The sequence below is a fragment of the Nitrospira sp. M1 genome, assembly GCF_965152605.1.
Genome location: NZ_OZ224217.1, coordinates 991,447 through 1,007,260 on the forward strand (window position 1 = coordinate 991,447; position 15,814 = coordinate 1,007,260).

The 15,814-nt window shown below is 46.8% G+C and carries 14 protein-coding genes; 12 read left to right on the plus strand and 2 right to left on the minus strand.

Annotated elements, in window-relative coordinates; genetic code table 11:
• Nucleotides 1–92 precede the first annotated feature (92 nt).
• A complete protein-coding gene (locus ACWHX8_RS04800; protein WP_447970823.1) occupies nt 93–1,550 on the plus strand; it encodes a multinuclear nonheme iron-dependent oxidase in 1,458 nt (485 codons plus the stop codon).
• A 44-nt stretch (nt 1,551–1,594) separates the two neighbouring features.
• Here the strand turns inward: ACWHX8_RS04800 and ACWHX8_RS04805 are convergent, their stop codons facing one another.
• Nucleotides 1,595–2,428, minus strand: a complete 834-nt coding sequence (locus tag ACWHX8_RS04805; RefSeq protein ID WP_447970824.1) for a hypothetical protein — start codon at nt 2,426–2,428, stop codon at nt 1,595–1,597.
• A 205-nt stretch (nt 2,429–2,633) separates the two neighbouring features.
• Here ACWHX8_RS04805 and ACWHX8_RS04810 point away from each other — a divergent pair, with 205 nt between their 5' ends.
• From ACWHX8_RS04810 to ACWHX8_RS04820, 3 genes are all read left to right on the plus strand, one after another.
• Complete coding sequence (locus tag ACWHX8_RS04810) at nt 2,634–3,272, plus strand: MBL fold metallo-hydrolase (protein ID WP_447970825.1); 639 nt, start codon at nt 2,634–2,636, stop codon at nt 3,270–3,272.
• Nucleotides 3,273–3,322: 50 nt separating this feature from the next.
• Nucleotides 3,323–3,835, plus strand: a complete 513-nt coding sequence (locus ACWHX8_RS04815) for a bifunctional nuclease family protein (RefSeq protein WP_447970826.1) — start codon at nt 3,323–3,325, stop codon at nt 3,833–3,835.
• Between the two features lie 288 nt (nt 3,836–4,123).
• On the plus strand, nt 4,124–4,618 hold the full coding sequence (locus ACWHX8_RS04820; RefSeq protein WP_447970827.1) for a hypothetical protein: 495 nt from the start codon (nt 4,124–4,126) through the stop codon (nt 4,616–4,618).
• A 99-nt stretch (nt 4,619–4,717) separates the two neighbouring features.
• Here ACWHX8_RS04820 and ACWHX8_RS04825 read toward each other — a convergent pair whose 3' ends face one another.
• On the minus strand, nt 4,718–5,059 hold the full coding sequence (locus tag ACWHX8_RS04825; protein WP_447970828.1) for a hypothetical protein: 342 nt from the start codon (nt 5,057–5,059) through the stop codon (nt 4,718–4,720).
• 392 nt (nt 5,060–5,451) lie between these two features.
• On the opposite strand from ACWHX8_RS04825, the gene ACWHX8_RS04830 reads away from it, so the two are divergent.
• The 8 genes from ACWHX8_RS04830 (at nt 5,452) to ACWHX8_RS04865 (ending at nt 15,808) form a co-directional block, all read left to right on the plus strand.
• Nucleotides 5,452–5,943 carry a DUF192 domain-containing protein gene (locus tag ACWHX8_RS04830; protein WP_447970829.1) on the plus strand — a complete coding sequence of 164 codons (492 nt, stop codon included), beginning with the start codon at nt 5,452–5,454 and terminating at the stop codon, nt 5,941–5,943.
• Nucleotides 5,944–6,000: 57 nt separating this feature from the next.
• A complete protein-coding gene (locus ACWHX8_RS04835) occupies nt 6,001–6,360 on the plus strand; it encodes a Rieske (2Fe-2S) protein (RefSeq protein ID WP_447970830.1) in 360 nt (119 codons plus the stop codon).
• 59 nt (nt 6,361–6,419) lie between these two features.
• Nucleotides 6,420–6,758 carry a protease inhibitor I42 family protein gene (locus ACWHX8_RS04840; protein ID WP_447970831.1) on the plus strand — a complete coding sequence of 113 codons (339 nt, stop codon included), beginning with the start codon at nt 6,420–6,422 and terminating at the stop codon, nt 6,756–6,758.
• A gap of 22 nt (nt 6,759–6,780) precedes the next feature.
• Entirely contained in the window at nt 6,781–7,620 is an 840-nt protein-coding gene (gene dat / locus ACWHX8_RS04845) for a D-amino-acid transaminase (RefSeq protein ID WP_447970832.1), read from the plus strand.
• A gap of 254 nt (nt 7,621–7,874) precedes the next feature.
• Nucleotides 7,875–13,022, plus strand: coding sequence for a LysM peptidoglycan-binding domain-containing protein (locus ACWHX8_RS04850; RefSeq protein ID WP_447970833.1), 5,148 nt, complete (start codon nt 7,875–7,877; stop codon nt 13,020–13,022).
• A 249-nt stretch (nt 13,023–13,271) separates the two neighbouring features.
• Nucleotides 13,272–14,186 (plus strand): carboxypeptidase-like regulatory domain-containing protein, encoded by a 915-nt coding sequence (locus ACWHX8_RS04855; protein ID WP_447970834.1) that lies wholly within the window; start codon nt 13,272–13,274, stop codon nt 14,184–14,186.
• Nucleotides 14,187–14,195: 9 nt separating this feature from the next.
• Nucleotides 14,196–15,137 carry a carboxypeptidase-like regulatory domain-containing protein gene (locus ACWHX8_RS04860; protein WP_447970835.1) on the plus strand — a complete coding sequence of 314 codons (942 nt, stop codon included), beginning with the start codon at nt 14,196–14,198 and terminating at the stop codon, nt 15,135–15,137.
• Nucleotides 15,134–15,808, plus strand: coding sequence for a hypothetical protein (locus tag ACWHX8_RS04865; protein WP_447970836.1), 675 nt, complete (start codon nt 15,134–15,136; stop codon nt 15,806–15,808). Before ACWHX8_RS04860 ends, ACWHX8_RS04865 begins: the two co-directional genes overlap by 4 nt.
• Nucleotides 15,809–15,814: the final 6 nt, after the last annotated feature.

Sequence of the window (15,814 nt, forward strand, 5' to 3'; positions counted from 1 at the left end):
CTCAAATCTGACTTTTTCGCCTACGCGTTCTTACGTCGATTGTTGCGAGTCAATCTGTCGATCATAAATCCCCTCTTCACTTAGAAGCTCACATGAGCGACATCAATAAACAGTTTTTTCAACGAATACACCATATCCCCTTTCATGGGATCGGTCTTTCCGTTGATGTCTACACACCGGACATTTTTGATTTGACTGAAGAATTAACGCGTCATGGGTTGTCGTATGGGTATTTGGAGGTGTTTAAAGCCGAACAGCGTGCCATAGAAGAAGTTCGTTCACGTCTCCCGTCTGTGTACTTGGAATATCATGCTGATGGTCTGTGGGTCACGCAACCTGACTGGACGGTCGTGTATCCATATGACGATGAACTACGGACGGCTATGACGCACCTTCGCAGCATGGGGTGTTTTTGGATCAATCAAGAATGCGCCACTAAACAGATTGGTGGGCATTCTTTTGGGACGTATCTCCCGCCCTTATTCAGCGAATCCTCTGCACGTATGACGGCACACAACGTTGAGTGTGCTCAAGGCTATCTTGATGAACAGGCAGACAGAGAGGCGTTGCTTTCTCCTCTTTTTCTGCTTGAGACCCCTCCTCTCACCTATTTTGTTCTTGGAGATACCGGGTATGCAGAGTTTTTCCGCATGATTGCAGACCAGTGTGCCTGTGGGTTTGTGCTCGATATTGGGCATATTTGGACTGTCTACCGATATACAGGGGCATGCGAACATCAGACTCATGGTCAATTTATGGAAGAATTCCTCAATGAATTCCCTCTGGAGCGTGTTGTTCAGATTCATATTGCCGGGTTGGACTATCACCCTGCCGTACCGCATGAAGGTCGGGGCCTGGCCTGTTTGCCAAACTGGATTGATGCACATCAAGCTCCAATCCCTCCTGTGCTATTTGATATGCTCGAACAGGTCCTGGCACATCAAAAATTAGTCAATGTGAAAGGGCTTGCCATGGAAGTGGACACTAAAGGTGTTGAGCTTATTGTCGACGAATTCTCACGGCTTCGTGGAAGATTTGAACCGTGGGAATCGCAACGGCGCAGAGAGCAGAATCCGATTAGCCCATCAAATCCCCAAGGCGGATCATTCGCCAATTCCACATATACTTCGTCCTACAGAAAGGACGCCTATCTCGAGCAGTGCTATCAAGACTATGTTCAGTTTGTGACCTGCCGAAACGTAGACGATGTTGTGGTTGTTGGCCTGAACAAGAGACACGATCTCAAAGAGGTAAGCAGTTATCGTCACTATTATCTTCCCCACGAAGTTTTAGAGTGGGGTGGTGACCTTCAAGACATGTTCCCCAAGACCTTTCGTGCTCTAGAGGGGGTGAACTTCGATGGTAACGGTTTTATGGAGTACTGGTATTCCCATCCCCAACGTCGGTGTGAGCCCTATGATTTTTTCCTGCTAAAAGTTCACTACTTTGTCGAGTATATACGGGAAGTCTATCCGCAAGACGCCTTGCTCGCGACTCAAGAAGCCACAGACTTATGCAACAGCTATGCCCTGGCATGTCAATTGAATTGATGCTGGTGCAGGGGACAAGGACGGAGCGTGTTCTTCAAAGATCTCTATTTTTTTGGAGAAGGCTGCTTGGGCTTGGCTAAGTGCACTTGAATTTCTTTGATTAATCGGTCTTCAATATCTTTAATCTCAGGTTTGCTGGCATCGAGAAGTTGACCGTGTTGGGAAAGTTTTTCAAAGTCGGCTTTGACCCATACCTGTGAGTCCTGTGCAGAATGTTTGTCGATTGTGAGAATGTATTGATTCCTGAAGCCTGTGACTTCTATCGAAGCGGGGGGTGAGTTCTTTCTGTTGGTGATATACACGGCTTTTTGATCGGTTTTCATGCTCGCCAGAATGGTGTAGCCGTTTCCTGTCAATGCTGAGCGAATCACGGCAGCAACGGTTGGAAACGGGTAATGAAGGCTTTCTGACTGTCCTCCCTGCTGCTTGACGCTGAGTCCATCCCGCCATTGTTTTCGCTGAGTCCGTAGCCAACTGGCATCTCCTCGGAGTTTTTTGTTTTCCTGTTCGAGCGTGTGCAGGTGTGTTGTTTCTTTTGTGTTCCCAGCCGAGAGATTTTTAATGGCGTCTTCTTTCTTCTTTAGCTCTAGCTCGTGCTCCTCTTGCATGCTACGAGCCTCACGATTCAGTAAATCGATTTGTTGCTGGATAGCTTTATTCCCTTCCTGAAGAGACGACACAACCGACTCCAGTTTGACAACTTGTTTTCTGAGTTGCAGATTCTCTTGTTTGAGTGTGGACGTGTTGTCTGCCGGGCATCCAGTGAACAGCAGGATGCCAGCGCAAGCAATCAAGACGGGAACACGAGAAACGTCGGGTTTCTGCGGAGAAGGTATGAGCAATTGGTGATCGGTCAACAATGACCAAAGTTTTGTCACGTTCACCAAGTCAGTGAATTTGTCATGTGGATCGTCAATTTGAAGAAAAAGTCTATCGAACACGCTCGCAGAATCTTATTGTATGCTGATTCTCAGACTATTTCAAATGCTGTGTTATGTAAAGGTTCGAAAGGCATGTTGACCAGCAAGAGGTAAGGGGCTATGCTTTTGCTTTCTGTTCTCCCGTGAGACGCGACACAGCTCTATGCCAACACTTATTCGTAGAACATTTCCGGTCCCTCCGCTATCGTGCAATTGCTCAATTTTGGGAGACCCGGAAACGAAGCAAGCGGTCGTGGTCGATCCAGGAGGAAACGCTGAGCGAATACTGAGAGAGGTGGAAGAGCTTGGCCTTCAGGTCAGTATGATTCTCCACACCCATGCTCATTTTGATCATTTCCTGGCTTCGGGAGCTATCCAGCAAGCGACAGAGGCTCCGATAGGTCTTCATCAGGATGATCGACAGCTTTGGGAGATGTTAGAGGTTCAATGCCAAATGTTTGGAGTGCCCTATGCTCCTGTGCCCCCTCCGAATGCCTGGCTGGGTGATGACGACGCGTTCAATATCGGCGAAGCCGTTGGTACTGTTATTCATACGCCAGGGCATACTCCAGGATCTCTGTGTTTTTATTTTTCTCAGGACAACCTGCTCCTTTCTGGCGATACCTTGTTTCGCGGCGGTATTGGCCGGACGGATTTGTGGGGCGGAGATCCACGAGCGATAGAGGAGTCCATACGAGAACGTTTATATACATTGCAAGAAAACACCGTGGTGGTACCTGGCCATGGTCGTGAAACGCAAATAGGGATTGAACGGCAATCCAATGCATTTATCACAGGCTAAGAGTCGCTGAGTCGGTAACGTGATAATAGACTATCTCAAGGAGAAGCCCTATGCGAGGTGTACCCGTGATGAGATGGACGTTGATTGTGCTTCTCAGTGTCGTGATGGGGGTCGGCGTCAATGCTCAGGGACAACCTGAGATTGACGATGAGGAGGTGGTGATTGAAAAAGTTGACGTTCAGATTTCCTCTCAGGGACCTGTCGTTCTCTTAGAAGCCGGAGACCATACCATTCCAATCTATGTTGATCCGACGGTCGCTGGGTCAATTCAAGGAGCGCTCAATGGTCTGAAGTTTCCCCGCCCTCTCTCGCATGACCTGATGCATACTATGCTGGAAGCGTATAGCATTCAGGTAGACCGAGTCTTCATTTCTTTAAAAGATGGGGTGTATTACGCGACCATGACGTTATCTTTGAATGGACAACTCAAAATATTTGATAGTCGGTCGTCCGATGCTATTGCTCTGGCGATTCACTTTCGCACCCCTATCGTGGTGTCGCGTAGTTTGCTAGAGTCAGCAGGAAAATCTTTTACTGAGGAAGAAGGGCACGTGCAATTGTAGTAGGTTGCTCGTCGGTGATCGTTTCACCCTTAAGAACGGCGCAGGCTACTGATTCTATTCGATTTGTTTTCTCAGTAACGTCATAGGCCTTGAACTTGGCGAGACGAGAGGCGTGTGTTTTAGATGGTTTCATGCCTGATCTTTGGAAGATCCTTCTTGCGTCCTGCGATGGCATATGCTATAACGGACCCTCTTTTTGAGAATGAGCATTAGGGTAATTGGAAGGCCCTTCGTTTTAGAGTTGGTAACTCTTTTATTATTAACAAGCTTTTCATGGGGAGGTAGGCGATGCACAGAGTGCTTCTATCCGTCCTTTTAAGTCTTGTGCTAGTTGCGGCTGGATCAACAGGTGCACTAGCCCTGCAGTCTGGTGGTGTGGAAATCGGTGACCTTGAGACAGGATCCGTTGTCGGGCAATCATTTAAGGCCTTAGACGTCGATCTTGAGTTTACCGCAATGATGGTGGGTGGGAAAAAAGTATGGTATCCCCCAACGTCGGTTTTAAATCTGACAAAATCTGGAACGGGTGGAAGAGCTGGTCGACCCGTTTTGCTGAAAGTCACAAATGCTCTGGATACCGAGCATGGCTTTAACTTGTCAGCTGATTCTCAGCAGGCTGGACCATGGGTGATGGACATTAAGATTGTGTTAAAGCCAGGGGAAACCAAGTACATTGGTGTTCCAACAAGTGATTTGACCTATGTGACCGCAAGCAACACGCTGAAGTATTCGTGTCAGCTTCATGACGCTCACTTGGGTGGACAGTTGTTGATTTTACGATAGAGATTGCTCAAGAGTTTATAATGAAAAAGCCCCGCTCTCTTTTGTGAGAGTGGGGCTTTTTCGTTGGATGTCTATCTTGAAGAGGGTGAGAGACGTCGTTTAGACCTCGTGTTCGGGTTTGCACTTGACGTCAGCATTCAGTGGAATTTTCTGGGCACCAAAAAATTCCCCATTGACGATGAGAATCAGAAAGCGGTGTTGGTCTTGAGCTTTGTTGGCTTCCCCGTGAAGGGTCGTGTTAATATCAATCACCATTTCACGTTGAGATTCTGTTGTTGTATCGTTAATCACCCAAAAATAATGGCTTCCCTTAGGATAGAGTGATTCAACGAACCCATTGATGGCTTGAGAGACATTGGTAAAGCTGGCAATGCTGGTGAAGGTTTGTCCAAATAACACGGCCAATAGGGTAATTGTCACGAAAAAGGTACGCTTCATCATGAGCCTCCTTTGCTGAATCGGCGTTTTATTTAGCAGAGACCTTTGACATTCTCTTAGTTAATTATCGGACTTCTAGAGAAAAAACTCAATAACATCATAGTCGTAATGGGAGTTATGAGCAATAGAATGAGGTTTCAGCCTAGAGCAGTCTGACGGTTTTCTGCAAAAACAGCATGGCATGAGGGCTGGACTGCGGACTTCTTCTTAAGGGGCCAGAAGTTGAGCGCCAGACTGGTTTCTCACATATTTTTAACACTCTTCTTGTGTAGATTTTCTTTTGATTGTGAAAACAACGTTGTGTGTCAGAGCATGACGAGAAGGTTATTCATTTGAGCCTCATAATCATAACCCTCTCTTTCTAGATCGTATAAGTCACACCACCAATAGAATTGATGATGTCTGCCTTCTTTCAAGAACAACCGAATAAAAAACGGCTATTTTTTTTGGTCATCATGTCCCTGCTCCTCATCAGTGGAGCTCTTCTGTTTAACAGGCCTGAACAGACGAAAAGCATTCACGTGTCCTTTCCAGGGGGGCAGGTGTTAAAGGCGGAAGTGGCTGATACACCCGAGAAGTTACTGTTTGGTCTTGCGTTTCGAAATCATTTAGCATCCGACGAAGGCATGCTGTATATTTTTGATGAATCGGCAGCCCATCAAGTCTGGACGAAAGAATTTCGTATTCCGGTCGATATCCTGTGGGTCGATGAAAGTAAGTTCGTGGTGCATATTGTGGAGGCCGCTCCTCCTTGCTCAAGTGATCCGTGTCCCTGGTATGGCCCTCCTCCCAAGAATGCTCGTTACGTGATTGAGGCGAGTGCAGGGTTTGTTCGACAGGCTAAGGTGAAGCTGGGTGAGCCGTTAAAGTTTATTCTTCGTATGTAATCTGTCACCATTTGCCGGGTAATCGTGGCATGGTTCATCCATCTTGAAGGAAGCACCGTGGAATCTAAAAATACAGAACGCAAATTAGATGAGTTCATCCCCATCGCCCGCACAGATGATGTGCCTGAGGGAAAAGGGCGAGTGATTAAAGTGCAGGATAAGTCAGTGGCCCTTTTTCATGTAGGCGGTCGGTTTTATGCGATTAATAATATTTGTCCGCATCAAGGGGGACCGCTGGGAAAAGGAAAGGTCAAGAAGTATTTGGTGACCTGCCCTTGGCATGATTTGCAGTTTGACATTCGAAGTGGGTTTGGTGGCGATGGTGGTGGCAACTGTGTGGCCAGCTACGAAGTCCGAGTGGAAGGCGATCAAGTCTCTGTGTGTCTTCGAACGCGTGATGTCTGGTCGTTAGAGTAGCCGCATACAGTGGTAACGGTATCGACATGTCTTTTGTTATGACGATTGAGGAATACAACATGGATCAGCAATCAGGTCGTGGGGTAACGGAATCAGCAAGCATGAATACAGTGAAGTCTCTTCAGGTTAAAAAAGGCGAAACGTTTTCTCTGAAGTTGTGGGAAGACCGGACTCGTGGCGAACAGTGGGTGCCGACATACGACCCGAAGGCCTTGACGTTGCTTGACGATGATTTTTTCCGCACCACGAGTAATAATGCAGTCGATTCCGGGAGTCGAACATTCGAGTTTCAAGCTAGAGAGGCGGGTCGTCATTCGCTTGAATTTAGTAAGCGGATGGCATGGAAATTTACCGCTGAAGACCGTCGGATATTTTCCGTCAATGTAGAGGACGTGTAAGCGACAGGCACGTTTAAGCGCCATGCCCAATATTGGTTACTTAAATGGTCGGTTTATGCCTTTGGAGCAGGTGTGTGTCTCGGCGGAAGATCGAGGGTATCAGTTTGGAGATGGGGTCTATGAAGTCATTCGGACGTATCGGGGCCGTCCCTTTAATCTCGAAGAACACATAGCGCGTTTGGGTCGGAGCGCTCGTGAAATTCACATTCCGATCCCCCTCAGTACACAAGAGTGGGAAACCGCTCTTCTCCGTGGAGTCGAGCAAAGTGGTTATACAAATTGCAAAGTGTATATTCAGGTCACAAGGGGAGCTGCGCCTCGAGAACACAAATTCTCATCTTCTCTTCCTCCGACTATTCTGATGACATTTCGGGAAATGCCTGAGTCAGATGTGCAACAGCGAACTCAGGGCGTACAGGTAATCACGTGTCCTGACATTCGATGGGGACGATGCGATATTAAAAGTCTCAATCTCCTTCCGAATGTGCTAGCGAAGCAACAGGCAGCTGATGTCGGAGCGTTTGAAGCGATTTTTGTTCGGGATGGCATTGTCACGGAAGGCGCAACGAGTAACCTGATGATTGTGAAGGATGGTGTGATTAGTACCTCAGAACTCAATCATCAGATTCTTGCCGGAGTGACGTTACTGTGCGTCATTGGCCTTGCTCGAAAGCATGGGTATGAGGTTCAAGAGCGAGTGATACGACTTCAGGAGCTTGACGATATTGATGAGATGTTTCTTGTGGGAACGACGATTGAAGTCCTGCCTGTCACTCGGTTGAATCGTTGTCTTGTTGGGAATGGGTTGCCAGGGCCAGTGACGAATTCCTTGGCTGCGCTATTTTCGAAACATACCGAATAGTGTCCTTGAAATTTCACGGTTTCAGGCTCGCAGGTGATAGATTTTGAGCAGTCCAAAAGTACTGTCGAATGTTGTTCCATTTGTTTTTCTGATGGGCTTGACTCTCATGCGACTTTTTAAGTACCTTTTTCCTTCTCGCCATTGATGTATGTCTATGTGTATCAAGAATACAGAGGTTTTCTCATAATCCGAAACATGAGTACTTGTACAAAGTTGGTTGTAGATCTTTCTTTCGCTGTTAAGGAGGCCGGTCAATGTTTTATCAGAAGTTTTCATTAAATCCATCTCGCAGGTGGTTTGGTGTACTTGCCGCTGCCTTGGTTTCGATGCCACTCACATTCGTCGGTGCTGAAACATCGGACACCAAGACTATGATTCATAAGGCTGGGATGACTCATCAAAATTCTCCCGGCTGGGCAGAGAAACTTAAAGGCCAGACTATTGTCGAAAATTCGGTTGAAGGAAGAGCTGAGCGTGCTGCCTTAGTCGAGCTCCAACATCAACGTATGATGGAGCAAATGGAGAAAGAGATGTCTCATTCTTCAAACAGCGGAGCGTTCAACTCCATGTCGATGATGCATCAGTATGGTGCAGGGAGAGAGAACGGCCTTCTCATGAGTTCCCCAGGGACAGAGCCTGTTTCGGGGGCTGGTGGGCTGTGCCCGAAGACGGCGCCGGTGAAGCATTATGATATTTCCGCTATTAATGCTGAAGTGACGCTGAACCAGTGGTTAGACTACTACCCAGGGTACATGTATGTCTTGACGGAAAATATTGAAAATGTCAGAGAAGAAGAAGCAAAAAATGCCGAAGCTCGAGAATCTGAAGGGCATAGTGATCCAGGTGGAGTGAAGAACGGAATCCAAGATCAATGGATTCAACCCTTGGTGATACGAGGCAATCAAGGTGATTGCGTGAAATTTACTCTAAGGAATGCATTGGAGTTTGGCGAAGATGTGAGTCTGCACATCAATGGGTCGGATATGGTGATGAGCAAGACTGGTCAGCCAGCCACCACGACGAATCCTGATGCCATTGCTGTTGGCGAAATGGAAGATGAATTTGAAGATGAAGATGAAGAAAGTGAAGGACCGAAGGGTTCCTCCGTCATCGAGATGGAATGGTATATCAGCCCAGATGCTCAAGAGGGTGCGAAGCAGTTCCACAGCTACAGCAATGATCGTGAATTAACCGTCCTCGGAATGATGGGTACATTTGTTGTAGAGCCAGCTGGCTCGAAATATTGGGAACCATTGGGTACCGGTCCAGCAACGGAAGCCAAAAGTGGTTGGCAGGTGATGATTGATACGCCAAAAGGTCCGGACTTCAGAGAGTTCATCCTCATTTATCATGAAATTGGTGATGAAGCGTTTCGTCCGGTTAATAAGCACGGAGATTTCTTGCCACAACGTGATCCATTGACGGATGTGTATCGACCAGGAGCACGTGCCTTAAATTTCAGAAGCGAACCATTCGGCATTAATAATATGCATGTTCAGCATGAATACTTTGGATTTGAAGACGAATCCGAGGGGTATAGTAGTTATACCTATGGAGATCCTTCACCAACGATTCCTCGAAGTTACCTTGGCGACCCGGCAAAGTTTCGGATTGTTCATGGTGGGTCAGAAGTGTTCCATTCTCATCACCCGCATGGTGGGTCGATTCGTTGGCAACGTAGCCCGCGGGCAACGCAAATGCCTGTGTGGAACACAGGACAAAACGGACCTGTGAAGTATCCGGTCATCCGAACGAAGTCTGATAGGGTAGACGTTGAAGGTATTGGACCTTCTGAAGCGCTTGATCTTGAGACGGAGTGTGGATCAGGGCTTTGTCAGTGGCTTGCGGGAGACTTCTTGTTTCACTGCCATGTCGCACATCATTATGTTGCAGGAATGTGGGGATACTGGCGTGTCTACAACACGCTTCAAGTTCCTGGATTCCATAACGACGTCATGCCTCCGCTTCGTGAGTTGCCGGATCGTTTAGACCGTATTCATAAACCGGTCACGTCAGACAAGCTTGTTGGAACAACGGTCAACTGGTTTGGCACAAAGTTTAAAATCGTTGAGAGTGGAAAAAGCGATTGGAAGTCGAGTCCGCGCGTGGTCAATATTAAAGATTGGGTAGAGATGCAGCTTGTGACCCAAGGAAAGCCTGGTCATAAGGATGATGAAAAAGGTCAACTTCAATCCTACGATGCCACCGTCATAGACTGGGTCTGGGATGGGAAGAAGGCTATGAGTGAGATAGAACCTACAATTGGTGAGAATCCAAAATACAAGCCAGAATGGCAGGGATATAAAGCTGGAGAACGACGACCAATTTGGTTTGAGCCGAAAACAGGAAAAGTGGCATGGCCATGGTTGACGCCGCATTTCGGGAAGAGACCGCCATTTTCTCCTGATCATAACCCCGCACCATGGTTGGAAATGATCCATGTTGATGATGAGGGTAAGCGGACCGTAAATCCTGCCAAACCAGGCGAGAATGGACGCTGGAGCTTGTGTCCAGAACGAGCAGGATCGCAAAAGTACAACATTCACTTCATTAAATTGCCAATTGAATTATCAGCGGCGCAGGGTAATGAAGAACCAATCGTCGATCCTCATGGGTTGTTGTATGTTGCGCATGATGAAGAAGAAGCCATTCGTGCGAATAACGATTTGAAACTTCCTCTCGTGATTCGTGCCAATATGTATGATTGTATGGATTGGACGTTAACGAGTGAATGGGAAGATGACGATATTACGAATTTCCAATCGTCAAAGATCAACACCCATTTCCATTTTGTGCAATTTGATAATCAATCTTCCGATGGTGTGATTTCAGGATTTTCGTATGAACAGTCGATGCGGCCCTTTACGATGTTTGAAAAGAAAACAAAAAAAGGGTTGCCTGTTCCGATGAATGCGAAGTTTACGAAAGCCGCAAAGAAGGGTGACAAAACCATTCACCTCACAAATGCCAAGCAATATCACGTTGGGACCTTAGTCTTGGTTGGAGCCGATAACGTTGGGCATGATGAGATTAAGCGGATTGTCGCAATCGGTGGTTCTGGAGCATCGGCTTCTGGAGCATCTTCGGATTCTGATAGCTACACGGTGAGCCCTGGAGATTCACTTGGGGCCATTGCAAGTTCACTTGGAACATCGGTAAGTGAATTGAAGTCTTTGAACAATCTTGGCGATGCGAACGTCATAAAGGTTGGACAAAAATTAAAAGTTCCAGGCTCAGGAGAGAGTTCGTCTGCTCCTGCTGCCGCGGGAGGTGAAACGCTCACATTTGATAAACCTTTAGCCCATGACCATCCGGTCGACGATATTGTGACTGTTGAGTTTGTGCGTCAACGTTTCTGGGCAGACTCAGATGTGGGTTCGGTTTTCTGTCATGATCATGCATTTGGTGGAACAACATGGCCTCATGGAGCGGTGTGTACGTTCTTAATCGAGCCCTTTGGCTCGACCTGGCATGATCCGAAGACCGGGAAGCCAATCCGTACAGGACCAGTGGCCGATATTCATACTATTGAACGTGTTGGACATGATGTGGCTGGAAGCTTCCGTGAGCTAACAGTTCATCTCATGGACACGGTGCCTCATACAGTCAACGTGGTTACGGCTGGGAATCCTCCTGGTCAGCCTATTGAGGTCGCATTAGAAGCAGGGCGGACCGTATCATTTATTATGCCGCCGAATGAAAAGATTAAAATGACGCCAATGCCATTTTTGAATGGTGGAACTCACACCACTGGTGGCGCATTTAACTTCCGTGCCGAGCCATTTGCTCAACGATTGGCCAATAATCCTGATACATCGCAAGTCTTTAGCAGCCGAGTTCACGGTGAGCCCAGTACGCCAATGATTCGTGCGTATTTAGGCGATGCGATTGTCTTTCGTTTAGTAGATGTTACGCAAAACGAAAGTAATGTGTTTTCGGTGTCTGGTCATACCTTCTGGACGGAGCGGTATGCAGCAGATTCAAATAGAAAAAATTCGATTCATATCACCATAGCTGAACGCTATGACCTGGTAGTGGCTGAGGCCGGCGGTCCACGCCATCAACCTGGTGATTATATGTACTTCAACGGTAGAAGTTCTAAGTTTTCTGAAGGCTCATGGGGTATCATTCGCGTCCTTGATGAACCCGTGGATGACTTACAGCCCCTTCCAAATAAAGCGTATGGGAAGGAAGGGATGCCAGAGCAGCTTCCAGTGTGTCCAAAAGATGCCCCAGAAAAAGTCTTTAATGTTGCGGCCATTGATTTTCCATCGATGAGCTTTAATCCGAACATTGAAGAAGCCATTGAAGTAGATTTTGAACGAAAGATAGAAGTTCAAAATCCTGATGCAAAAATCTATGTCCTTGAAGAAGAAGTGAGCAAGGTCTCTGACGACTATCATCCAATGCCGCTGACCTTGAGGGCAAACGTTGGTGATTGCATTAAAGTGAATCTGACAAACAAGATGAAAGAAAGTCGGGCGTCGTTCTCAGCCTTTGGCTTGGCGTTTGATCCCAAGGATTCACAAGGTATGAATTTGGGGAACAACCCAGGAGAGCAAACAGTGGCTCCTGGTGAACAGCGTACCTATACTTTCTATGCTGATCCATTTATTGGCGAAACCCAATCATTGGTGTGGGATTTTGGGAATGTCGCGATGAATCCACGCAATGGCTTGTTTGGTGCGATCATTGTTGGCCCGAAAGGTTCACAGTATCGTGATCCAAAGACCGGGGCTGATGTCTCATTGAAGAACGCCTGGCAGGCGGATGTCTTGATTGATCATTCAATTGAAGGCAATGAAAAGCGTGCGAATTATCGTGATGTTGCGTTGTTTTTCCAAGATGAAGATAACATCATTGGAACGAGCTTTATGCCGTATGTGCAGAACGTGGCAGGGCTTGTAGGTATTAACTATAGAAACGAACCGTACTTGTATCGCGAAGAAGAGGGTTGCTCGTTAGGACGAATGTTCCAACCGTGCGAGGTTGACGATCCTAAGGACCCTGCAACTCCGGTCATTATGTCACATGCTGGTGATCCGGTCCGGATACATGTATTCGGTGCAAGTAGTGAACAGAATGGTATGTTCACGTTAGAAAAACATGAATGGCCGATTGAACCGTTCATGGAAGGGGCTGATATGATCAGCACCGTTGAATTTGCTGGCTCCGAAAGCCTCGATGCATTTGTGCCTTCTGCCGGAGGGGTGTATGCTCTTCCTGGAGATTACCTTTACGGCAATGCCAGACTTCCTTATTCCCAATCTGGGCAATGGGGCTTTCTCAGGGTGTTACCTGAGGGTGATCAACGTATTCTGCCTTTAAGTGGTAAAAAAGGTAGTATGCAAGAAGCCAAAACAACAGAAGGCAAAACCATTAAGCCTGTTGCATTTAAGTAAATAGAACAGGTTGGTTATGTCGGTTCTATGGCGGGGAAGTCGATACTCGGCTTCCCCGCTTTTTTATATGTCGTGTATAGTGTAATGATAGGCTATGTATTTTCTATTCTTATTTTTCATGTTAGGTGATCGCTATAGCCGTTCCACTTAACTTCTGCCTATACGACATGTGTTTTTGTGCTGCGTGAGTGATGTGGATTTGGCTGGAATGTATATTGTTTCGCTATAGACTTCGGGAGGGAGGTTGAGATGGGGTTGCTGAAGATTTTGGTTGGACTTCTTGTTATTGGTTTCTGGACACCTCTTGCCTGGTCCTACGAAGAAGTTGAAGTCAAAGATGGAGGAACGATTCGTGGAAAAGTGTCCTTAGTCGGAAATTTGCCTCGGCCAATGGCGTTTAATTTAGTGACGATTCCTGACCCTGTCTATTGTGGTCGAATTTCTACTGGAACCGGTTGGCGAATTGTCGAGGACTTCATCGTTGCTCCTGATGGGGGATTAAAGGATGTGGTCGTGCTCTTAAAGGGTATTCAGAAGGGGAAACCATTTAAAACGAAGAAGGTCAGAGTTGAGGCGATTGATTGTGACTTTTCCCCATTCATGAATGTACTCAAGAAACAAGACGAGTTGACGGTTGTGAATATGGATCCAATTGAGCATGATATTCAAGGATATGAAACGGCTCGGGAACGTGGTGCCCGAGTGCTCTTCAATCGTCCTCTTCCAATGAATCCTTTTCATAGAGTTCTGGGAATGATGAATAGCCACAAGCATATGCCGGGTAAACCCATGATCGAAAATGTTCATCTCCGAAAGGGGAGGAATATCTTTGTGATGCAATGTGGCTTTCATCCTTATATGTTTTCATGGGGTGTGATTGTCGAAAATCCATATTATGCCATCACGAAAGAGCCTGGAGAATTTGAAATAACTCAAGTCCCACCAGGAGATTATACGTTAACGGTGTGGCATGCGGGAATGAAGCAATACCTAGAGAAAAAAATTACGGTTTCGCCCAATGAGACAGTGGAGACGAACTTTGAATATACAGCGGTCAAGGGTCGGAGAAGCGTTCATGAAATGCATGAAAACCCACATTTTGGATTAGAAATGTTGGGTGAGGGGGTAGAGATTATTCCTTCACTTCGACATCAGACACCTTAGGAACGAGATATGATGCATCGGAGAAGATTCAACAGTCTCACGGGTTCGTTTCTCGTGAGTGGTATGCTGTTTGTGAGTAGCGTTGTTGCTCCGTGTTTTGCCTATGATGTGAAAGAGGTGACAAACGGAGGGTCGTTATCTGGGGTCGTGACGCTCTTAGGCCCTCCACCTGAGCCAAAAGCCTATAATTTAATCACGTTTCCTGACCCTGAGTATTGCGGTAGAATTTCAACCGGAAATGGATGGCGATTGTTGCAAGATTTTCTTGTAAATGATCAACGGCAAATCAAGAATGTCGTGGTATTTTTTGAGAAGGTTCAAGCTGGAAAGCCATTTTCGATGTCTATTCCTCGTGTAGAAGCTCGCGATTGTCAGTTTCATCCATTTACCACAATTGTGCGAAGTGGGCATGGGATCGAAGTGATTAATATGGATCCTGTTATGCATGATATTCAGGCGTACGAAACGTCAAAGAAACAAGGGAACCGAGTGCTGTTTAATTCGCCTCTACCCTTTAACCGTCTTCATAAACGGGGTGATATGCATGCAGAGCATAGTCACAAGCCTAGTGAATCCCTTGTTCGGCAATTTCGTTTAAGTAAGGAACGTAAAACGTTTGTCATGCAATGTGGATTTCATGCATACATGGAGAGTTGGGCCATTGCTGTCGAGAATCCGTATTATGCATTTACGGATGCCGAGGGTAAATTTGAAATCGATCATATTCCTCCTGGAACGTATCGGGTACAAGCATGGCATCCCAGCGTCAGGCAGGTGGTGGTTCAGACCGTTGTGATTCATCCTGAGCAACGTTCATCGATCACCTTCGAACTTCCAGCTCCAACTGAAAGACATACGGCGCACAAGATTCTTTCCCCGCCTCGATATACCCCTGCGGCGCTAGGCCGACCTATCGATATCCAGCCGTTGCTTGAACAGCAGCACCCATGAACGGGCCAACTCGTCGGGACTCCGTGCGATGGGTGTCTTGTATCTTTTCTTGTACGGTGTTTGTCCTGATAGGTCATGCAGCCGTGTCTGTCGGTTCAGACTCTTTCGATGACAAAATTACTCAGGAATGGTTTCAGCCCCCAACTGAGTTTTCAGCAAGGTTTGTGTGGCGTAAAGACGGGAAAACGTCTAAAGCTCAAGTGTTTGTGAAAGGCGATCGATATCGTCTCGAATATTGGGGTGGACTTCAAACGGATCTTGGATTAGCCGGGGTCACAATCGTTCGTTTAGATCTACAGAGGGTATGGTATATTTACTCGCAACGACGTCTTGTGTTGAGTGTCCCTGCGGAAGAGCGTGATGTGTTGCCATTCTCAGTTGTACTCGATGGAGAAGTGAGCCGAACATTTATTGGCGATGCACAGGTGGGAACGCATCCCGCACAGTTATATGAAGTTGAAGTTGTGTCGAAAAATGGCCAACATGAGAGATATTATGAATGGGTGGACCCTGAACGGCAGGTACTGCTCAAGCTATTGAGTCAAGATCGAGACTGGCGGATAGAATATGACCATATTGTGCTTTCCACGCAACCTGATTACTTTTTTGAACCGCCGCTTGGATATCAAAAAATTGAAGCGCAAAGAAGCGATCGGAAATCGAATAGTTGATAAGGA